Here is a 19,693-nt window from a genome sequence, read left to right as displayed (position 1 = left end):
GCACATGAATAACAAGATTCCATTAGCCACGCCCGCTGACAACGGGCCAACGAAGAACTTTGAACCATGGCCACTATCCACGTAGACGGCAAAGCGCTCGAAGTCGATGGGGCGGACAACCTGTTACAGGCGTGTCTGTCACTCGGCCTCGACATCCCGTATTTCTGCTGGCACCCCGCGCTTGGTAGCGTCGGTGCCTGTCGCCAGTGTGCGGTCAAGCAATACACCGACGAGAACGACACCCGTGGTCGTATCGTCATGTCGTGCATGACCCCAGCCACCGACAACACCTGGATCTCCATCGAAGATGAAGAATCCAAGGCGTTCCGCGCCAGTGTCGTCGAATGGCTGATGACCAACCACCCCCACGACTGCCCGGTCTGTGAGGAAGGCGGTCACTGCCACCTGCAAGACATGACAGTGATGACCGGCCACAACGAGCGCCGTTATCGCTTCACCAAGCGTACCCACCAGAACCAGCAACTGGGCCCGTTCATTTCCCACGAAATGAACCGCTGCATCGCCTGCTACCGCTGCGTGCGCTTCTATAAAGACTACGCCGGCGGTACTGACCTCGGCGTGTTCGGCGCCCACGACAACGTGTACTTCGGTCGCGTTGAAGACGGCGTACTGGAAAGCGAGTTCTCCGGCAACCTCACCGAGGTCTGCCCGACCGGTGTGTTCACCGACAAGACTCACTCCGAGCGCTACAACCGCAAGTGGGACATGCAGTTCGCCCCGAGCATCTGCCATGGCTGCTCCAGCGGTTGCAACATCTCCCCGGGCGAGCGCTACGGCGAACTGCGTCGCATCGAAAACCGCTTCAACGGTTCGGTCAACCAGTACTTCCTGTGCGACCGTGGCCGTTTCGGCTATGGCTACGTCAACCGCGCAGACCGCCCACGCCAGCCTCTGCTGGCCGGTGGCGCCAAGCTGAGCCTGGACGACGCGCTGGATAAAGCCGCCGACCTGCTGCGCGGCCGCAACATCGTCGGCATCGGTTCGCCGCGCGCCAGCCTCGAAAGCAACTTCGCCTTGCGCGAACTGGTCGGCGCCGAGCACTTCTACAGCGGTATCGAAGCCGCTGAGCTGGAGCGCATCCGCCTGGTCCTGCAAGTGCTGAACGACAGCCCGCTGCCAGTCCCGAACATGCGCGACATCGAAGACCACGACGCCATCTTCGTCCTAGGCGAAGACCTGACCCAGACCGCTGCCCGCGTGGCCCTGTCCCTGCGCCAGTCGGTGAAAGGCAAGGCCGAAGACATGGCCGACGCCATGCGCGTCCAGCCATGGCTCGACGCCGCGGTGAAAAACATCGGCCAGCACGCGCTGAACCCGCTGTTTATCGCCAGCCTGGCTGAGACCAAGCTCGACGACATCGCCGAAGAATGCGTGCACGCCGCACCGGACGACCTGGCCCGCATCGGTTTCGCCGTGGCCCACGCCCTCGACGCCAGCGCCCCTGCCGTCGAAGGCCTGGACAGCGAAGCCGTGGCCCTGGCCCAGCGTATCGCCGACGCCCTGCTGGCTGCCAAGCGTCCACTGATCATTGCCGGCACCTCGTTGGGTTCCATGGCGCTGATCGAAGCCGCAGCCAACATCGCCAAAGCCTTGAAGCTGCGCGACAAGAACGGTTCCATCAGCCTGGTGGTGCCGGAAGCCAACAGCCTTGGCCTGGCCATGCTCGGTGGCGAGTCCCTGGACGCTGGCCTGCAAGCGGTGATCGACGGCAACGCCGACGCCATCGTGGTGCTGGAAAACGACCTGTACACCCGCACCGATGCCGCCAAGGTTGACGCGGCACTGGACGCAGCCAAGGTGCTGATCGTCGCCGACCACCAGACCACCGCCACCAGCGAACGGGCCGACCTGGTGCTGCCAGCCGCCACCTTCGCCGAAGGCGACGGTACCCTGGTCAGCCAGGAAGGCCGCGCCCAGCGCTTCTTCCAGGTGTTCGATCCGAAGTACATGGACGCCAGCATCCTGGTTCACGAAGGCTGGCGCTGGCTGCATGCCCTGCGCGCCACCCTGCTGACCCAGCCGATCGACTGGACCCAGCTCGACCACGTGACCGCCGCCACCGCTGCCAGCACGCCGCAACTGGCGCGCATCATCGATGCTGCGCCATCCGCCGCGTTCCGCATCAAGGGCATGAAACTGGCCCGTGAACCGCTGCGTTACTCCGGTCGTACCGCCATGCGCGCCAATATCAGCGTGCACGAACCACGTACGCCGCAAGACCCGGATACCGCGTTCGCCTTCTCCATGGAAGGCTACTCGGGTTCGGCCGAACCGCGTCAGCAGGTGCCATTCGCCTGGTCGCCGGGCTGGAACTCGCCGCAGGCCTGGAACAAGTTCCAGGACGAAGTCGGTGGTCATATCCGCGCTGGCGACCCGGGCACCCGCCTGATCGAAAGCACTGGTGACGCCCTGAACTGGTTCGCTGCCGTACCGCGTCCGTTCAACCCGGCCCAGGGCACCTGGCAGGTTGTGCCGTTCTTCCACCTGTTCGGCAGCGAAGAGAACTCTTCCAAGGCCGCACCGGTGCAAGAGCGCATCCCCGCCGCCTACGTGTCCGTGGCCAAGTCCGAAGCCGACCGCCTTGGCGTCAACGACGGTGCCCTGCTCAGCCTCAACGTGGCCGGCCAGACCCTGCGTCTGCCGCTGCGTATCAACGAAGAGCTGGGCGCTGGCCTGATCGCACTGCCTAAAGGCATCGCCGGTATTCCTGCGGCGATCTTTGGCAAAACCGTTGACGGTCTGCAGGAGGCAGCGCAATGACTTGGTTCACGCCGGAAGTAATTGACGTGATCATTTCGGTGGTCAAGGCCATCGTGATCCTGTTGGCCGTGGTCGTCGCGGGCGCCCTGCTCAGCTTCGTCGAACGTCGCCTGCTGGGCTGGTGGCAGGACCGTTACGGTCCGAACCGCGTGGGCCCGTTCGGCATGTTCCAGATCGCGGCCGACATGCTGAAAATGTTCTTCAAGGAAGACTGGACCCCGCCGTTTGCCGACAAGGTGATCTTCACCCTGGCACCGGTCGTGGCCATGAGCGCCTTGCTGATCGCCTTCGCGATCATCCCGATCACCCCGACCTGGGGCGTGGCGGACCTGAACATCGGCTTGCTGTTCTTCTTCGCCATGGCCGGCCTGTCGGTCTACGCGGTGCTGTTCGCCGGTTGGGCCAGTAACAACAAGTTCGCCCTGCTGGGCAGCTTGCGGGCTTCGGCCCAGACCGTGTCCTACGAAGTGTTCATGGGCCTGGCGCTGATGGGCATCGTGGTGCAGGTGGGCTCGTTCAACATGCGCGACATCGTCGAGTACCAGGCGCAGAACCTGTGGTTCATCATTCCGCAGTTCTTCGGCTTCTGTACCTTCTTCATCGCTGGCGTCGCCGTGACTCACCGTCACCCGTTCGACCAACCGGAAGCGGAACAGGAACTGGCCGACGGTTACCACATTGAATACGCCGGCATGAAATGGGGCATGTTCTTCGTCGGTGAGTACATCGGCATCATCTTGATCTCGGCCCTGCTGGTCACGCTGTTCTTCGGCGGCTGGCACGGTCCGTTCGGCATCCTGCCGCAGTTGGCGTTCTTCTGGTTCTTCCTCAAGACCGCGTTCTTCATCATGTTGTTCATCCTGCTGCGCGCTTCCATTCCGCGTCCACGATACGACCAGGTGATGGATTTCAGCTGGCGCTTCTGCCTGCCGCTGACCCTGATCAATTTGCTGGTGACGGCTGCCGTTGTGTTGTTGAACACGCCAGCCGGCGCGGTTCAGTGAGGATTTGACCCATGTTCAAATATATTGGCGACATCGTTAAGGGTACTGGTACCCAGTTGCGAAGCCTGGTGATGGTTTTCGGCCATGGCTTCCGCAAACGCGACACCCTGCAATACCCGGAAGAAGCGGTGTACCTGCCGCCGCGCTATCGCGGCCGTATCGTGCTGACCCGCGACCCCGATGGCGAAGAGCGTTGCGTAGCCTGCAACCTGTGCGCCGTGGCGTGCCCAGTGGGTTGCATCTCCCTGCAGAAAGCTGAAACCGAAGACGGTCGCTGGTACCCGGACTTCTTCCGCATCAACTTCTCGCGCTGCATTTTCTGCGGCCTCTGCGAGGAAGCTTGCCCGACCACCGCGATCCAGCTGACACCGGATTTCGAGATGGCCGAGTTCAAACGTCAGGACCTGGTGTACGAGAAAGAAGATCTGCTGATCTCTGGTCCCGGTAAAAACCCTGATTACAACTTCTATCGTGTTGCAGGTATGGCCGTTGCCGGTAAGCCGAAAGGCGCCGCACAAAACGAAGCCGAGCCGATCAACGTAAAGAGCTTGCTGCCTTAAGGAAGAAAGATGGAATTCGCTTTCTATTTCGCGTCCGGTATTGCAGTGGTGTCCACGCTTCGCGTGATCACCAACACCAATCCTGTGCACGCCCTGCTCTACCTGATCATTTCGTTGATCGCCGTGGCCATGACCTTTTTCAGCCTCGGCGCACCGTTCGCCGGTGTCCTGGAAGTGATCGCCTACGCTGGCGCCATCATGGTGCTGTTCGTGTTTGTGGTGATGATGCTCAACCTGGGGCCGGCTTCGGTCGCCCAGGAACGCGTCTGGCTCAAGCCCGGCATCTGGCTCGGCCCGGTGATCCTGGCAGCCCTGCTGCTGGGTGAGCTGCTGTATGTGCTGTTCGCTCACCAGAGCGGCCAGGCCATCGGCCACACCACCGTAGACGCCAAGGCCGTGGGCATCAGCCTGTTCGGCCCGTACCTGCTGGTGGTCGAACTGGCTTCGATGCTGCTGCTCGCCGCAGCCATCACCGCCTTCCACTTGGGCCGCAACGAAGCCAAGGAGCAATGACGATGCCTGCTATTCCTTTGGAGCATGGTCTGGCGGTCGCCGGCATCCTGTTCTGCCTTGGCCTGGTCGGCCTGATGGTCCGCCGTAACATTCTGTTCGTGTTGATGAGCCTGGAAATTATGATGAACGCCGCCGCACTGGCGTTCATCGTTGCCGGCGCACGTTGGGGCCAGCCGGATGGACAAGTCATGTTCATCCTGGTGATCAGCCTGGCAGCCGCCGAGGCCAGTATTGGCCTGGCGATCCTGCTGCAACTGTATCGTCGCTTCCACACGCTTGATATCGACGCTGCCAGTGAGATGCGCGGATGAACATGATCTTTCTGACTTTCGTATTCCCCCTGATCGGTTTCCTGCTGCTGTCGTTCTCTCGCGGGCGCTGGTCGGAAAACCTGTCTGCCCTGGTGGGCGTCGGTTCCATTGGCCTGTCGGCCATCGTGACCGCCTACGTCATCTGGCAATTCAACGTGGCGCCGCCGGAAGGCGGCCACTACACCCTGGTGCTGTGGCAGTGGATGTCGGTGGAGGGCTTCAAGCCCAACTTCGCCCTCTACGTCGACGGCCTGTCGATCACCATGCTTGGCGTGGTCGTCGGCGTGGGCTTCCTGATCCACCTGTTCGCGTCCTGGTACATGCGCGGTGAAGCCGGTTACTCGCGCTTCTTCTCGTACACCAACCTGTTTATCGCCAGCATGCTGTTCCTGGTGCTGGGCGATAACCTGTTGTTCCTGTACTTCGGCTGGGAAGGCGTGGGCCTGTGCTCGTACCTGTTGATCGGTTTCTACTACAGCAACCGCAACAACGGTAACGCGGCACTCAAGGCCTTTATCGTCACCCGTATCGGCGACGTGTTCATGGCCATCGGCCTGTTCATCCTGTTCCAACAGGTGGGCACGCTGAACATCCAGGAACTGCTGGTGCTGGCGCCGCAGAAATTCCAGGTCGGCGACTTCTGGATCACCCTGGCGACCCTGATGCTGCTGGGCGGCGCCGTGGGTAAATCCGCGCAACTGCCGCTGCAAACCTGGCTGGCGGATGCGATGGCGGGCCCTACCCCGGTTTCCGCACTGATTCACGCGGCGACAATGGTTACTGCTGGTGTGTACCTGATCGCCCGTACCCACGGCCTGTTCACCCTGGCGCCGGAGATCCTGCATCTTGTCGGCATCGTCGGTGGCGTGACCCTGGTGCTGGCCGGCTTCGCAGCCTTGGTACAGACCGACATCAAGCGTATCCTCGCCTACTCGACCATGAGCCAGATCGGCTACATGTTCCTGGCCCTGGGCGTTGGCGCCTGGGACGCGGCGATCTTCCACCTGATGACCCACGCCTTCTTCAAGGCCCTGCTGTTCCTCGCGTCCGGTGCGGTGATCGTTGCCTGCCACCACGAGCAGAACATCTTCAAGATGGGTGGCCTGTGGAAGAAACTGCCACTGGCCTACGCCAGCTTCATCGTCGGTGGTGCCGCCCTGGCCGCCCTGCCGTTGGTGACCGCCGGTTTCTACTCGAAGGACGAAATCCTCTGGGAAGCCTTTGCCAGCGGTAACCAGAACCTGCTGTACGCAGGCCTGGTGGGTGCATTCATGACCTCGCTGTACACCTTCCGCCTGATCTTCATCACCTTCCACGGTGAAGCCAAGACCGAAGCCCACGCAGGCCACGGCATCTCCCACTGGCTGCCCTTGTCGGTGCTGATCATCCTGTCGACCTTCGTCGGCGCCCTGATCACCCCGCCACTGGCTGGCGTGCTGCCAGAAAGCGCCGGCCATGCCGGTGGCGCTGCCAAGCACAGCCTGGAAATCGCCTCGGGCGCCATCGCCATCGCCGGTATCCTGCTGGCCGCGCTGCTGTTCCTCGGCAAGCGTCGCTTCGTGACCGCCGTGGCCAACAGTGGCATTGGCCGCTTCCTGTCGGCCTGGTGGTTCGCTGCCTGGGGCTTCGACTGGATCTACGACAAACTGTTCGTCAAGCCATACCTGGCCATCAGCCATGTACTGCGCAAAGACCCGCTCGACCAGACCATCGGTTTGATCCCGCGCGCCGCCAAGGCCGGTCACACCGCCCTGAGCCGCAGCGAGACAGGCCAACTGCGTTGGTATGCAGCGTCCATGGCTGCCGGTGCCGTGCTGGTGATCGGCGCCATCGTCGTGGTAGCGGTGTGACTATGAACTTTGCCAACTTTGCGAACTTGCGAAAGGAAACGAGCCTGTCATGATTCTGCCCTGGCTAATCCTGATCCCCTTTATCGGCGGCCTGCTCTGCTGGATGGGTGAACGCTTCGGCGCCACCCTCCCCCGCTGGATTGCGTTGCTGACCATGTCCCTGGAACTCGCACTCGGCCTCTGGCTGTGGGCCCATGGCGACTATTCATTTGCTCCGGCACCGGGTGTCGATCCAACGTTCGCGCTTGAATTCAAGCACGTGTGGATCCAGCGCTTCGGCATCAACGTGCATCTGGCCCTCGACGGCCTGTCGCTGTTGATGATCCTGCTGACCGGCCTGCTGGGTATCCTCTCGGTACTCTGCTCGTGGAAAGAGATCCAGCGTCACGTGGGCTTCTTCCACCTGAACCTGATGTGGATCCTGGGCGGCGTTGTCGGCGTGTTCCTCGCCCTCGACCTGTTCATGTTCTTCTTCTTCTGGGAAATGATGCTGGTGCCGATGTACTTCCTCATCGCGCTCTGGGGTCACAGTTCTTCGGACGGCAAGAAAACCCGGATCTACGCGGCGACCAAGTTCTTCATCTTCACCCAGGCTTCCGGCCTGATCATGTTGGTGGCGATCCTGGGTCTGGTACTGGTCAACTTCAACACCACCGGCGTGATTACGTTCAACTACGCCGACCTGTTGAAAACCAAGATGTCCCTGACCACCGAGTACATCCTGATGCTGGGCTTCTTCATCGCGTTCGCGGTGAAGCTGCCGGTGGTGCCGTTCCACTCCTGGTTGCCTGATGCGCACGCACAGGCGCCGACCGCGGGTTCCGTGGACCTGGCCGGTATCCTGCTGAAAACCGCGGCCTACGGCCTGCTGCGTTTCGCCCTGCCGCTGTTCCCGAATGCCTCGGCCGAGTTTGCGCCGATCGCCATGACCCTGGGTCTGATCGGGATCTTCTACGGTGCGTTCCTGGCCTTCGCCCAAACCGATATCAAGCGTCTGATTGCCTTCTCGTCCGTTTCCCACATGGGCTTCGTACTGATCGGCATCTACTCCGGTAGCCAACTGGCGCTGCAAGGCGCGGTGATCCAGATGTTGGCCCACGGTGTTTCCGCCGCTGCGCTGTTTATCCTGAGTGGCCAGTTGTACGAGCGCCTGCACACCCGTGACATGCGTGAAATGGGTGGCGTGTGGTCGCGCATCGCGTACCTGCCGGCGATCAGCCTGTTCTTCGCTGCGGCCTCCCTGGGCTTGCCGGGTACCGGCAACTTCATCGGCGAGTTCCTGATCCTGATGGGTGCCTTCGTGCAGACGCCGTGGATCAGTGCCATTGCGACGTCCGGCCTGGTGTTCGGTTCGGTCTACTCGTTGATCATGATCCACCGCGCCTACTTCGGCCCGGCCAAGTCCGACACCGTCCTGCAAGGGATGGATGCTCGCGAACTGATCATGGTGCTCGGCCTTGCGGTACTGCTGATCTACATCGGCGTGTACCCGCAACCGTTCCTGGACACTTCTGCCGCGACGATGCATGGCGTGCAGCAGTGGTTCGGCACCGCCTTCTCTCAACTCGCTTCGGCCCGGTAAGAGCGCTATGGAATTCACGATCCAACACTTTATCGCGCTTGCGCCGCTGCTGATTACCAGCCTCACCGTTGTCGCGGTGATGCTGGCCATCGCCTGGCGCCGCAATCACTCGCAAACGTTCCTGCTGTCCTGCGCCGGGTTGAACCTGGCCCTGCTGTCGATCATTCCGGCCCTCAAGGTCGCACCACTGGCGGTCACGCCACTGATGATGGTCGATGACTTCGCCCTGCTGTACATCGCGCTGATCCTGGTGGCCACGTTGGCCTGCGTCACCCTCGCCCACGCCTACCTCGGCGAAGGCGGCACCGGCTACCCAGGCAACCGCGAAGAGCTGTACCTGCTGATCCTGCTGGCTGCGGCCGGTGGCATCGTGCTGGTCAGCGCGCAGCACCTGGCGGGCCTGTTCATCGGCTTGGAACTGCTGTCGATCCCGACCTACGGCCTGGTGGCCTATGCCTTCTTCAACAAGCGCTCCCTGGAAGCCGGCATCAAGTACATGGTGCTGTCGGCGGCGGGTTCCGCGTTCCTGTTGTTCGGTATGGCCCTGCTCTACGCCGAAGCTGGCAGCCTGAGCTTCACCGGTATCGGCCACGCCCTGGCCGCCACCGGCATGCCTGCACCGATTGCCCAACTGGGCCTGGCAATGATGCTGATCGGCCTGGCGTTCAAGCTGTCGCTGGTGCCGTTCCACTTGTGGACCCCGGACGTGTACGAAGGCGCCCCGGCGCCGGTGGCCGCGTTCCTGGCCACCGCGTCGAAAGTGGCGGTGTTTGCGGTGATGGTGCGTCTGTTCCAGATCTCCCCTGCTGCCAACACCGGCGTGTTGAGCGACGTACTGACCGTGATCGCCATTGCGTCGATCCTGTTCGGTAACCTGCTGGCCCTGACCCAGAACAACCTCAAGCGTCTGCTGGGTTACTCCTCCATCGCGCACTTCGGCTACCTGCTGATCGCCCTGGTGGCGAGCAAAGGCCTGGCCGTGGAAGCCATGGGCGTGTACCTGGTCACCTACGTGATCACGAGCCTGGGTGCATTCGGCGTGATCACGCTGATGTCCTCGCCGTTCAAAGGCCGTGACGCCGACGCCCTGTACGAATACCGCGGCCTGTTCTGGCGCCGTCCGTACCTGACCGCCGTACTCACCGTGATGATGCTGTCCCTGGCCGGCATTCCACTGACTGCGGGCTTTATCGGCAAGTTCTACATCGTCGCCACCGGCGTTGAAGCCCACGAATGGTGGTTGGTTGCCTCCCTCGTGCTGGGTAGCGCCATCGGCGTGTTCTACTACCTGCGCGTGATGGTCACCCTCTACCTGATCGAGCCAAACCTGCGCCGTGTGGACGCCGAGCTGCATTGGGAACAGAAGGCAGGCGGCGTAATGCTGCTGGCCATCGCCCTGCTCGCGTTCTTCCTGGGTGTGTACCCACAACCGTTGCTCACTTTGGTGCAGCACGCGGTGTTGGGCGTTTGATCGCTTAAGTCACTGTGGTAAACAAAACGGCGCCTTCGGGCGCCGTTTTGCGTTTATTGCGATAAGTAAATGCCTGAAGGCATTCCTGTGGCGAGGGAGCTTGCTCCCTCGCCACAACTATGTGCTTGGCCGTTGCGCGAATGCAGATCGGATTTTTCTGACTGAACGTATATCTGCTGACTGGCATCCAGCTCCTCGGAGCTAAACGTAAAGTGTCCGTCGCATACGCAAACTACGTAGGAAAAACCATGAAACGTGACATCTTTTCCGAATTGGTCGAAGGCTTCGACACACTGGCAAACAAACGCCAAGGCAAAGTCACCCTACGGACCCACAAGGTTCAACTAAACAAACTCTCACCCCTTAGCGCCGAAGAAGTGGTCGCCGTACGCCAACAGCTCAACCTCTCCCGCTCGGTATTTGCCATGTATCTGCGCACCAATACCCGCACGCTGGAGAACTGGGAGCAAGGCCGGGCCAAACCCAATGCCCAGGCAGTGACCTTGATCCGCCTGGTGGAGCGTTTTCCGGAAACCATGGCGCAACTTGCTGCATTGAGTTAACACCCCATACCCGTGTGGAGCTTGTCCGCGAATGCGGTGGTTCAGTGCCAGAGGTGGTGACTGATACGCCGCCATCGCGGGCAAGCCCGCTCCCACAGGGGATCGGGTTCACATCACCCAACTGTGGGAGCTGGCTTGCCTGCGATGGCGCTAGATCAGTTGCATCGGTGCTGGCGTCAGAACGCGATCCCGACCTTCACCCCATACTCATCCCGCTTGAGCCTGGTGTTATCCGCCACTTCCGAGTCTTCATCCAGCTTGTACTCGGTGCGGGTGTAGTACAGGCCCGCGACCACGGGCAGGTCGCCCTTCTGGTTCATCAGCAAGCTGACTTCGGCGTAGGGGTTGGTGCGGTCCTTGAGGTCCACGGTGTCGCTGCCCAGGCCGTCCACCTTGATCTTGGCACGACTGTCGAGGGTGCGACGGGCGCCGGCTTCGACGCGCAGGGTCATGTCATCGAACTGGTGGTTGTAGCCCAGGGCTGCCTTGGCAAATGGCGATTTGCTGGTGAGTTCCAGGTCTTCGTTGTTGGAGTCCAGCTCGTAGCGGGTCCAGCTGTAGCCGCCGCCGGCAATCACATCGACCGAGTTGCGCGCATCCAGCGCGGCACGCCAGCCGAGGTCCAGGTCGGCCTGGCCGTCCTTGAGCTTGTTGTCGCTCTTTTTGCCGTACTTGGCGGTAACGCCCGCCTGGTAGATAAAGCCGGACTCAGCGGTGAGTTTGTTGCCGAAGTTATAGAACAGGCCCGCTTCGGGCATGTTGTCCTTGTCACTCTGGCTGCCGCCTTCGAGCTTGAAGTCGTTGTAGGCGCCCAGGATACCGAAGGTGGAAATCGGCCCCGTAGGCGGTGCGGCGAACACCATGGCAGGCGCTGCGACTAACGCAAATACCGAGGTGTTCTTGAGGAATTTTCCGAATAGCTTGGACATCGTTTTACAGCTCCTTGTCTGGTGAGCAAATTACTCCGGAACCGCTTCGAGCCTAAATGTAGGAAAAAGGTTCGCATTCATTTGCGCAGACAGAGAGATAAAACGGTTCAGCGATGGCTCTATCTCGATATTTCTAGCTAGACGCCACTATCAGGCTATCGATTTTTTCAACCAGCGACCCGTCTACCGGCAAGCGAATCCCAAAGGTTTCCCTGAGCAGCACCAAGAGTTCATCTGCCTGTTTAATCGTGCGTTTCTTACTGGGCCGATCAAGGTAGTGGACCGCATAGTGGGCGTTGTTCAACGTGTAGCGCTTGCCCGGCGCCAACAGCGCCACTTTCAACTGGCCCAGGAACGGCGACCCAGGATGGGTGGACACGTACCAGTTGCCGATTTCGTAGTCGATATCCGCCTGCACTTGCAGGTCGAACACGTACAGCCCGCGCCATTCCCCGGCGACTTCAGCCCATAACGTGTAGCTGTCGTCCGCATTGTGCGTCAGGCGATAGAATTCGTGAGCTGTGGCCTGATCCTCCTCGCTGTCCAACCGCAGCGGGCCGCTGGGCACCATGCCGCCAAAGCCGACGTCGGTGATGTAGCGCACGCCGTCCAGGGTCACCAGGGTCAAGCGATGGGTGCGTGCCGTGTGTGCATCCGGCGGCCCGCCCATGACCACACGGCCGGTGATGCCGCGCGCGTCAAAACCGAGCTCCTGCAACAGGGCCAGGAACATCTGGTTCAACTCATAGCAATACCCCCCTCGCCCATCGAGCAGCACTTTACGCTCGACGCTGGCCAGGTCGATGGGCACCGGCTGGTGCAGCAAGGTGGACAGGCTTTCAAAGGCAAAGACGCACACGTGGCGCAGTTGCAGGCCCCGCAGGTTGTCCAGGGTGGGCGCTGGGGGCTTGCTGTAGCCAAGGCGCTGCAGGTAAAGCTGCGAATGGGCCAGGTCGGGCATGGCGCAGTCCTTGGGCACAATCGTTGGGCACAGTGCAGAGGCGACACTATGCCGCGCCGACGTGCAGATTGTCATTTTGAATGAACCTTTTTGAACGCCGCCCTATCCATTTATAACAACACAGGGAGGCAACATGAGTAGCGCAAAAATCTACACGATCAATTACCAACTACACGGTCAACCGAAGTCCTTTGTGGTTCGCGCCGACGTGATGAACAACGCCGAGGCCTGGCATTGGGCGGCAGTGGACGCCGACATTGCCCACGTGAGCCGCATCGGCCGTGTCGGTCACGAGCAAGTGAAAAAGACCACCCGGCCCTGGGCGGAGAAATTCGGCGTCACCGAGGTGACGTGGACCGCGCCCAAGTAACCAAAAGCCCCGCCGAAGCGGGGCTCTTCATGTGCGATGTGCGAAGATGCGCGCCTACGCCACTGGAGACCGCCCCGGATGTTCGAGCTCAAACCCTGCGACCCTGTCACCTACCGCCGCCAAACCCGCCGCAGCACGCTGATCGTGGCAGTCCTGTTCCTGGCGCTGGCGATGTTGCTGTCGAGCCTGGCGGTGATGCTGTTCGGCGAACCGGGCGGTGACAACTTCCGCTTCAACGTCGGCGGCGTCTTTGCCGGCGTACTGATCACCCTGGCCCTGGTGCGCGGCCCGTTCTGGACCCAGCCGTGGCTGGCGCCCGCGGTGTATGGCTGGCAGCTCAAGCGCAGCCTGATGAGCGTGACCAATGTGATGCACAAGGTTACCGAACGTGTGCAGGCCAATGACCCGACGGCGATCAAGCTGCTGCGTTTCTACCACCTGGGGCTGACGCAGATGCATGCCCTGGACGCCAACTCCAGCGCCCAGGCGCAACTCCTCAGCGAAGTCGAGGCGCACAAGGCAAAAATGCAGGCGCTGGGCATCGACACCGAACAAACACGCCTTGATCCGGCGTGGCTGGAACACCTGCGCAGCTAGGCAACCCGACCGGCGCGCCAACAAAACAGCGCACTCACCGCAATCGCCGCGCCGGCCAAACCAAACACCAGCGGCGCCGACGCCACCGGCAGCAGCAACCCCGCCAACAACGGCCCAAGGCCCGCGCCGATATCCCGCCAGACCGCATTCGAGGCCAGCGCCGACACCCGCATCGCACCGGGGTTGCGCTCGGCCACCAAGGTAGTCACCAGCGGCAGTTGCAGCGCGCGCAACACCAGCACCGCGGCCGCGCCGACAATCACCCAGTAGCTGGCAAACGCGGTCAGGGCCAGCGCACTCATGAACGAGAACAGCAGCAACATCGAGGTCGCGCCGAAACGCTGGGCCGCGCGCCCACCCAAAGGGCTCAGGAGCATTTCCGAGACATAGCGCAGCGCCATCAACCCGCCGGCAATCAGGACCGCATCGCCGCCGAGGATCTTCTGCGCCTGGATCGACAGGCCAAAGATAAACAGCCCATCCAACGCCACGCCTTCGATAAACGACCACAGCGCCACACTGTCGGGCCACTTGAATCGGCGCCCGCTGCTGTGCAGATCATGGCCGGCGACGGGCAAGCCGCGCGCCACCCACAGGCCCACCAGGCAGCAACCGGTGAGGATCAGAAAGATCGGGCGCGGCCCGGCCCACAACGTCAGCCAACCACCCAGCGGCAGCGCGAGCATCGGCCCGAGGGCGATCACTGCCCGTGAGCGTCCGGCCCGGCGTGCTGCGCCCGCAGGTTCCGACGTCGCCAGCACTTGGGTCGAGAGGTTCAACGCGGCAAAACACAGGCCCCAGACCAACCGCAAGCCCAGCAACGCGGCAAAGCCCGACAGCATCGAGTTGCCCAAGGCACACAGCGTCGCGGCGCCGGCGGCGATCATGCAGGTCAGGCGGTCGCCGTTGCGTGCGTAGAAATTCAACACATGCCGGTAGCCGAAAATCCTTACCAGGCGGTTGGCCGCCAGCAACACCCCGGCCTGGGCCAGCGTGATGCCGAAGGCCTGGGACTCCATCGGCAGCAGCAGGTACAGCAGCACATCGCTGGGCAGGCATAACGCCAGGGTCAGCGCAGCGCGGCGGGATTGGGTGTCAACAGTGCGTTGGGCCAGGGCGGTCATAAATCTGAAACATCCCGAAATATTCAGGTCGCCACGGTAGCCCTCCCCCCGCGTGTTTTACAACGGTCCAGCGGGCTTTTTTCCATAGGGCAGCAAACGCAACACGCTGGCCACGGCGCCCACCAACGCAAACACGCAACCCAGCCACAACGCCGTTTGCGGGCCGTTGTCGACGAACAGGTGGAAACACAGCGCCACCAGCGACGCCCCCAGCGTCTGCCCCAGCAACCGCGAAATCGCCACGATGCCGCTGGCCCCACCGCTGCGGGCGAGCGGCGCGCTGGTCATGATGGCCTTGAGGTTGGGCGACTGGAAGAACCCAAAACCGGCCCCACACAAGGCCATGCGCCAGCCAATATCCACGGCCGACGCCCCGTTGCCCAGGCTGGCCAACGCCGCCATGCCCAGGCTGAGCATCAACAGGCCGAAGCCGCACAGCGCCCCCAGCGACATGCGGTCCGCCAGGCGCCCCGCCACCAGTGCCATCACCGCCACCACGGCTGGCCACGGCGTCATCAGAAACCCGGTTTCCACCTGGCTATGCCCCAGCACCGCCTGCAACAGGAACGGCAACGACACAAACGCCAGGCCCTGGGCACTGAAGGCGCAAATCGCGGTGAGGGACGACAAGGCAAACACCGGCCGCTTGAACAGGTCCACCGCCAGCATCGGCGCCGGGTGCCCGGCCTGGCGGCGCAGCAGCAAGGCGCCGCACAGCAACGCCACGGCGATCAAGCCCAGGGTCAGCGCCCCTTGGGCACCATGCACCGCCGTGCCCAGCCCCAACACCAACAGGGCGAACAACCCGGCACACAGCACGGCGGCGAGGCGGTCAAACGCGTGCCCGGTCATCGGCAGAGTCGGCAACGAGCGCAAACCCAAGGCCAGGGCCAACACCCCCAACGGCACATTGATCAGGTACAGCCAGTGCCAGGTGGTGACCGACAAGATCGCCGACGCGGCCGTCGGCCCAAGGGTAAACGCCAACCCCACCACCAGCGAGTTATAGCCCAGGCCACGCCCGAGCATGCGCGACGGATAGATATGCCGCAGCAACGCGGTGTTCACGCTCATGATCGCCGCCGCCCCGAGCCCCTGCACCACCCGCGCGGCGGTGAGGGTTTCCAGCGAGCCGGCCAGTCCGCAGAACAGCGACGAGACGATAAACAGCAGCAACCCGCCGAGGTACACACGGCGATGTCCCAACACCTCGCTCAGCGACGCAAAGGGCAACACCGTGGCGATGATCGCCAGTTGATAGGCATTGACCACCCAGATCACCGAAGCCGAGTCGGTACCAATGCCCTCGGCCAAGGTCGGCAACGCCGTGTTGACGATGGCCGTATCCAGGGTCGCCATGCCGATCCCCAGGGAAATCGCGATCACGGCCGGCAGGCGTTTATTGAGGGGCAGCCCATCGGCAACTGAAGACATGAACAATCCGTACGGATGGCAAAGGCGTCTAGAGTACGGGCAGCGGCAATATTTTTCAGCGACCGATTGGCCAACTGTCAATATCTTCATGTCCCGTGCCTACGTTTACACCATCATCAGAGGCCTCCTACAGCCTTGCGCAGCGTTGTTTGCAACCTTGGAACTTCTCTGTTCCAACCACCGCGAGAAGCCCATCGATGGACAACGCCCACCACCCCGTCCCACCCACCTTGATGAATGACCGCCGCAACTTTCTACGACTGGCCACCGCCGGTGCCGGAGCACTGCTATTGGCGGGTGCATTACCGCCTGCGCTGGCACATGAAGTGGCTGCTCCACCGGCTGTTACAAACCCACAACAAGCCCTGGCGCGGCTGCAGGAAGGCAACCGTCGATACGCCGCGGATGTCACAAAGCGACGCGGCCTGATGGATGAACGTGCGGCTCTGGTCAACGGCCAACATCCGTTCGCAGCGGTCCTGGCCTGCGCCGACTCAAGGATTGCCCCTGAGTACATGTTTGACACGGGCCTGGGCGAACTTTTTTCAGTGCGCGTCGCAGGCAACTTCGTCACCAATGACGGGCTCGCCAGCCTCGAATACGCCGTCGCGGTGCTCAACACCCCACTGATCCTGGTGCTGGGGCATGACAGCTGTGGCGCCGTTGAGGCTGGCGTCAAGGCTGTCACAGGCAACGCCACGTTCCCCGGCAAGATCCAGGGCCTGGCGAATGCGTTCAGACCCTCGGTGAACACGGTGTTGAAAGCACCCGGCAATCTCCTCGACAACGCCATTGCGCAAAATGTCCGGGACACCGTGGCGCGGCTCAAGCGCGAGTCCAGCCTGCTGACCGAGGCACTGGCCAACGGCCAGTTGAACATTGTCGGCGGCATTTACCGCCTGCACAGTGGCGAGGTTGAATTACTCGCTTAGATCAGCGTACCAGCACACTCAGCGCCAAGCGCCCGTCCTTGACCGGCGGGCACCAGTAGTAGCCCCCCGTCAACGCTGTACTGATGCGATACAGGCCATCGACAATCCCATCCTCCAGCCCACTCATCCTTCGCAGTTGCGCTTCAAACGCATCGAAGGAATGGCCAAACGCCAGGAACATCAACCCCGCCTGACCGTTCTCGGCCCATGGCATGGAGCGGCGCACCACGAAGGCTTCCGGGGTGAAGCTTTCCTGGGCGGTGCGTTTGACGTGGGCGGATTCCGGCGCGTCGTCGAGTTCTTCGTTGTCGCCATGGCGACGGCCGATGATGTGATCGCGCTCCTGCGCCGGCAACGCGGCAAAACCGTCGAGGTCGTGCTGCCATTGCTGGATCGCGGCGAAGCTGGCGCCGCTGTCGGTCAGGGCGGCTTCGACGGCGGCGTCGTCGTGGGGGTTTTCGGTGCCGTCTTCGTAGTCGGTGAGGTCGAAGCCGGTCTTGTAGCGGAAGCCTTCGGTCATCTGCACCAGGCTGAATGCCGGGGCCAGGGCTTTTTCAAAGGCGCGGCTGCGCAACAGCAGTTCGCCACGGTCGACGCCGTGCAACCACACCCACAACGCCTGCTGGGTGGATGGGTTGTGCGCGCCCGGGCCGCTGACCGTCGGGAAGCTGCGCAAGCCGTCAATCTGTGCATCCAGCGCATTGACCAGCGGCTCACCCAAACCGACCACCACCTGCGCATCCGTCAACTGCACCAGCGCATCAAGCGCAGCGGGCACGGCGGCCAGGGAATCCACGGCGAAAAACAGATGGCGTGCCTGCAACGGCACCGGTGCGGCAAGAATGCCCGGCTGGTACTGACTCATGTGAACTCCTTCAAGAAAGCCGCGCAGTTTACCCGCAGGCGTACAAGAAAGCGCGCAAGCCTTGCCATAGAGCCCTGTGTTGGGTGACTCTCTAGTCATGTTTTGCAACTATTCCAGGGGTAGCGACATGACCACCAGCAACCTGCTCGACGAGCTGTTTCCCGCCACCGCCAACGATATTCCCGAGCAATTCCGCCTGGCGGCGCCCATTGAACAGCGTGATTACCTGGTCGATGGCCAGTTGCAGGTATGGAACGGCCCATTGGCCCAAGTGCAAAGCCCGGTGCAGCTCGGTGACAAGCGCGTGCACATCGGCAGCACGCCGCTGGTGGACGCCGACACCGCCCTCACCGCCCTCGACGCCGCCGTGCGCGCCTACAACCGCGGCCAGGGCGAGTGGCCGACGATGCGCGTAGTCGACCGCATCAGGCACGTCGAAGCCTTTTTACGCCGCATGCGTGAACAGCGCGACGCCGTGGTCAAGCTGCTGATGTGGGAGATCGGCAAGAACCTCAAGGACTCGCAGAAAGAATTCGACCGCACCTGCGACTACATCACCGACACCATCAACGCCCTCAAGGAACTCGATCGCCGCTCCAGCCGCTTCGAGCTGGAGCAGGACACCCTCGGCCAGATCCGCCGCGTACCCCTGGGCGTCGCGTTGTGCATGGGCCCCTACAACTACCCGCTGAACGAAACCTTCACCACGCTGATCCCGGCGCTGATCATGGGCAACACCGTGGTGTTCAAGCCGGCCAAGCTCGGCGTACTGCTGATCCGCCCCTTGCTGGAAGCGTTCCGCGACAGCTTCCCGGCGGGTGTGATCAACGTGATCTACGGCAGCGGCCGCGAGACGGTCAGCGCGCTGATGGCCAGCGGCAAGATCGACATCTTTGCGTTTATCGGCACCAACAAGGCCGCCAGCGACTTGAAGAAGCTGCACCCAAAACCGCACCGCCTGCGCGCGGCCCTGGGCCTGGATGCGAAAAACCCCGGCATCGTGTTGCCCGAGGTGGACCTGGACAACGCCGTGAGCGAGGCCGTCACCGGTTCCCTGTCGTTCAACGGCCAGCGTTGCACCGCGTTGAAAATCCTCTTTGTGCATGAAGACGTGGTTGAACGCTTTATCGAGAAATTCAACCAGAAGCTGACCAGCCTCAAACCCGGCATGCCGTGGGAAGACGGCGTGTCGCTGACGCCACTGCCGGAGGCCGGCAAGGTCGACTACCTCAACGGCCTGGTGGCCGATGCCGCGCAACACGGCGCCCAGGTGGTGAACGCCAACGGCGGCGAAAGTCGCGGTTCGTTCTTCTACCCGGCGGTGCTGTACCCGGTGAACCCGCAGATGCGCGTGTACCACGAAGAACAGTTCGGCCCGGTGGTGCCGATCGTGCCTTACCGCGACCTGGAGACCGTGATCGACTACGTGCTGGACTCGGATTTCGGCCAGCAACTGAGCCTCTTCGGCACCAACCCCGAGGCCGTCGGCAAGCTGGTGGACACCTTCGCCAACCAGGTCGGCCGTATCAATATCAACGCCCAGTGCCAGCGCGGGCCGGACACGTTTCCGTTCAACGGGCGCAAGAACTCGGCCGAGGGCACGCTGTCGGTGCATGACGCGTTGCGCGTGTTCTCGATCCGTACGTTGGTGGCGACCAAGTTCCAGGAGAGCAACAAGGCGTTGGTCAGCGATATCCTGAAAAACCGTGACTCCAGCTTCCTGACGACCGACTACATCTTCTAAACACTCCGCTGGCCAGTCTTGTGTGAGGGCTGGCTTTTGTAGGAGCTGGATTTTGTGGGAGCTGGCTTGCCTGCGATGGCATCACCCGGGTTTGGCTGAAGG

At 62.2% G+C, this 19,693-nt stretch carries 18 protein-coding genes; 13 read left to right on the top strand and 5 right to left on the bottom strand.

Annotation, left to right across the window (positions count from 1 at the left end; translation table 11 throughout):
* The first annotated feature begins 66 nt into the window (after positions 1–66).
* The 9 genes from nuoG (at position 67) to B348_RS0116310 (ending at position 10,635) form a co-directional block, all read left to right on the top strand.
* Positions 67–2,781, top strand: coding sequence for an NADH-quinone oxidoreductase subunit NuoG (nuoG, locus tag B348_RS0116350; protein ID WP_017737148.1), 2,715 nt, complete (start codon positions 67–69; stop codon positions 2,779–2,781).
* Complete coding sequence (gene nuoH / locus B348_RS0116345) at positions 2,778–3,785, top strand: NADH-quinone oxidoreductase subunit NuoH (RefSeq protein ID WP_017737147.1); 1,008 nt, start codon at positions 2,778–2,780, stop codon at positions 3,783–3,785. Before nuoG ends, nuoH begins: the two co-directional genes overlap by 4 nt.
* Positions 3,786–3,796: 11 nt before the next feature.
* Positions 3,797–4,345 (top strand): NADH-quinone oxidoreductase subunit NuoI, encoded by a 549-nt coding sequence (nuoI, locus tag B348_RS0116340; protein WP_003174725.1) that lies wholly within the window; start codon positions 3,797–3,799, stop codon positions 4,343–4,345.
* A 9-nt stretch (positions 4,346–4,354) separates the two neighbouring features.
* Positions 4,355–4,858, top strand: a complete 504-nt coding sequence (gene nuoJ / locus B348_RS0116335) for an NADH-quinone oxidoreductase subunit J (protein WP_003219561.1) — start codon at positions 4,355–4,357, stop codon at positions 4,856–4,858.
* A gap of 2 nt (positions 4,859–4,860) precedes the next feature.
* Entirely contained in the window at positions 4,861–5,169 is a 309-nt protein-coding gene (gene nuoK, locus B348_RS0116330) for an NADH-quinone oxidoreductase subunit NuoK (protein WP_003174727.1), read from the top strand.
* The gene (gene nuoL / locus B348_RS0116325; protein WP_017737146.1) at positions 5,166–7,019 is read left to right on the top strand and encodes an NADH-quinone oxidoreductase subunit L; all 1,854 of its coding nucleotides are present in this window, start codon (positions 5,166–5,168) and stop codon (positions 7,017–7,019) included. Before nuoK ends, nuoL begins: the two co-directional genes overlap by 4 nt.
* Before the next feature lie 49 nt (positions 7,020–7,068).
* Positions 7,069–8,601: an NADH-quinone oxidoreductase subunit M gene (gene nuoM, locus B348_RS0116320; protein ID WP_017737145.1), complete on the top strand. Its 1,533-nt coding sequence runs from the start codon at positions 7,069–7,071 to the stop codon at positions 8,599–8,601.
* A 7-nt stretch (positions 8,602–8,608) separates the two neighbouring features.
* A complete protein-coding gene (nuoN, locus tag B348_RS0116315; RefSeq protein ID WP_017737144.1) occupies positions 8,609–10,072 on the top strand; it encodes an NADH-quinone oxidoreductase subunit NuoN in 1,464 nt (487 codons plus the stop codon).
* Between the two features lie 248 nt (positions 10,073–10,320).
* A complete protein-coding gene (locus B348_RS0116310; RefSeq protein WP_017737143.1) occupies positions 10,321–10,635 on the top strand; it encodes a DNA-binding transcriptional regulator in 315 nt (104 codons plus the stop codon).
* A gap of 176 nt (positions 10,636–10,811) precedes the next feature.
* Here the strand turns inward: B348_RS0116310 and B348_RS0116305 are convergent, their stop codons facing one another.
* A complete protein-coding gene (locus B348_RS0116305; protein ID WP_017737142.1) occupies positions 10,812–11,564 on the bottom strand; it encodes an outer membrane beta-barrel protein in 753 nt (250 codons plus the stop codon).
* 133 nt (positions 11,565–11,697) lie between these two features.
* Positions 11,698–12,525 carry an arylamine N-acetyltransferase gene (locus tag B348_RS0116300; RefSeq protein WP_017737141.1) on the bottom strand — a complete coding sequence of 276 codons (828 nt, stop codon included), beginning with the start codon at positions 12,523–12,525 and terminating at the stop codon, positions 11,698–11,700.
* 133 nt (positions 12,526–12,658) lie between these two features.
* On the opposite strand from B348_RS0116300, the gene B348_RS0116295 reads away from it, so the two are divergent.
* Positions 12,659–12,895 carry a DUF6555 family protein gene (locus B348_RS0116295; RefSeq protein WP_017737140.1) on the top strand — a complete coding sequence of 79 codons (237 nt, stop codon included), beginning with the start codon at positions 12,659–12,661 and terminating at the stop codon, positions 12,893–12,895.
* A 78-nt stretch (positions 12,896–12,973) separates the two neighbouring features.
* On the top strand, positions 12,974–13,492 hold the full coding sequence (locus B348_RS0116290) for a DUF3087 family protein (RefSeq protein WP_017737139.1): 519 nt from the start codon (positions 12,974–12,976) through the stop codon (positions 13,490–13,492).
* On the opposite strand, the gene B348_RS0116285 is transcribed toward B348_RS0116290, so the two are convergent.
* Positions 13,489–14,616 (bottom strand): MFS transporter, encoded by a 1,128-nt coding sequence (locus tag B348_RS0116285; RefSeq protein ID WP_017737138.1) that lies wholly within the window; start codon positions 14,614–14,616, stop codon positions 13,489–13,491. The genes B348_RS0116290 and B348_RS0116285 overlap by 4 nt on opposite strands.
* A gap of 57 nt (positions 14,617–14,673) precedes the next feature.
* Complete coding sequence (locus B348_RS0116280; protein ID WP_017737137.1) at positions 14,674–16,050, bottom strand: MFS transporter; 1,377 nt, start codon at positions 16,048–16,050, stop codon at positions 14,674–14,676.
* 197 nt (positions 16,051–16,247) lie between these two features.
* Here B348_RS0116280 and B348_RS0116275 point away from each other — a divergent pair, with 197 nt between their 5' ends.
* Positions 16,248–16,982, top strand: a complete 735-nt coding sequence (locus B348_RS0116275; protein ID WP_032864934.1) for a carbonic anhydrase — start codon at positions 16,248–16,250, stop codon at positions 16,980–16,982.
* 1 nt (position 16,983) lies between these two features.
* On the opposite strand, the gene B348_RS0116270 is transcribed toward B348_RS0116275, so the two are convergent.
* Complete coding sequence (locus B348_RS0116270; protein ID WP_017737134.1) at positions 16,984–17,847, bottom strand: Dyp-type peroxidase; 864 nt, start codon at positions 17,845–17,847, stop codon at positions 16,984–16,986.
* Between the two features lie 127 nt (positions 17,848–17,974).
* Between B348_RS0116270 and B348_RS0116265 the strand changes: the two genes are divergently transcribed.
* Complete coding sequence (locus B348_RS0116265; RefSeq protein ID WP_017737133.1) at positions 17,975–19,591, top strand: NADP-dependent glyceraldehyde-3-phosphate dehydrogenase; 1,617 nt, start codon at positions 17,975–17,977, stop codon at positions 19,589–19,591.
* Positions 19,592–19,693: the final 102 nt, after the last annotated feature.

The sequence above is a fragment of the Pseudomonas sp. CBZ-4 genome, assembly GCF_000346755.1.
Classification (GTDB): domain Bacteria; phylum Pseudomonadota; class Gammaproteobacteria; order Pseudomonadales; family Pseudomonadaceae; genus Aquipseudomonas.
The sequence above is the reverse complement of the archived record's forward strand: the minus strand, read 5'-3'. Positions and strand labels throughout refer to the sequence as shown.

Excerpts from the sequence above, each read along its gene's own strand:
- nuoG (WP_017737148.1), top strand. The coding sequence starts at position 67 with ATGGCCACTATCCACGTAGACGGCAAAGCGCTCGAAGTCGATGGGGCG.
- nuoH (WP_017737147.1), top strand. The coding sequence starts at position 2,778 with ATGACTTGGTTCACGCCGGAAGTAATTGACGTGATCATTTCGGTGGTC.
- nuoI (WP_003174725.1), top strand. The coding sequence starts at position 3,797 with ATGTTCAAATATATTGGCGACATCGTTAAGGGTACTGGTACCCAGTTG.
- nuoJ (WP_003219561.1), top strand. The coding sequence starts at position 4,355 with ATGGAATTCGCTTTCTATTTCGCGTCCGGTATTGCAGTGGTGTCCACG.
- nuoK (WP_003174727.1), top strand. The coding sequence starts at position 4,861 with ATGCCTGCTATTCCTTTGGAGCATGGTCTGGCGGTCGCCGGCATCCTG.
- nuoL (WP_017737146.1), top strand. The coding sequence starts at position 5,166 with ATGAACATGATCTTTCTGACTTTCGTATTCCCCCTGATCGGTTTCCTG.
- nuoM (WP_017737145.1), top strand. The coding sequence starts at position 7,069 with ATGATTCTGCCCTGGCTAATCCTGATCCCCTTTATCGGCGGCCTGCTC.
- nuoN (WP_017737144.1), top strand. The coding sequence starts at position 8,609 with ATGGAATTCACGATCCAACACTTTATCGCGCTTGCGCCGCTGCTGATT.
- B348_RS0116310 (WP_017737143.1), top strand. The coding sequence starts at position 10,321 with ATGAAACGTGACATCTTTTCCGAATTGGTCGAAGGCTTCGACACACTG.
- B348_RS0116305 (WP_017737142.1), bottom strand. The coding sequence starts at position 11,564 with ATGTCCAAGCTATTCGGAAAATTCCTCAAGAACACCTCGGTATTTGCG.
- B348_RS0116300 (WP_017737141.1), bottom strand. The coding sequence starts at position 12,525 with ATGCCCGACCTGGCCCATTCGCAGCTTTACCTGCAGCGCCTTGGCTAC.
- B348_RS0116295 (WP_017737140.1), top strand. The coding sequence starts at position 12,659 with ATGAGTAGCGCAAAAATCTACACGATCAATTACCAACTACACGGTCAA.
- B348_RS0116290 (WP_017737139.1), top strand. The coding sequence starts at position 12,974 with ATGTTCGAGCTCAAACCCTGCGACCCTGTCACCTACCGCCGCCAAACC.
- B348_RS0116285 (WP_017737138.1), bottom strand. The coding sequence starts at position 14,616 with ATGACCGCCCTGGCCCAACGCACTGTTGACACCCAATCCCGCCGCGCT.
- B348_RS0116280 (WP_017737137.1), bottom strand. The coding sequence starts at position 16,050 with ATGTCTTCAGTTGCCGATGGGCTGCCCCTCAATAAACGCCTGCCGGCC.
- B348_RS0116275 (WP_032864934.1), top strand. The coding sequence starts at position 16,248 with ATGGACAACGCCCACCACCCCGTCCCACCCACCTTGATGAATGACCGC.
- B348_RS0116270 (WP_017737134.1), bottom strand. The coding sequence starts at position 17,847 with ATGAGTCAGTACCAGCCGGGCATTCTTGCCGCACCGGTGCCGTTGCAG.
- B348_RS0116265 (WP_017737133.1), top strand. The coding sequence starts at position 17,975 with ATGACCACCAGCAACCTGCTCGACGAGCTGTTTCCCGCCACCGCCAAC.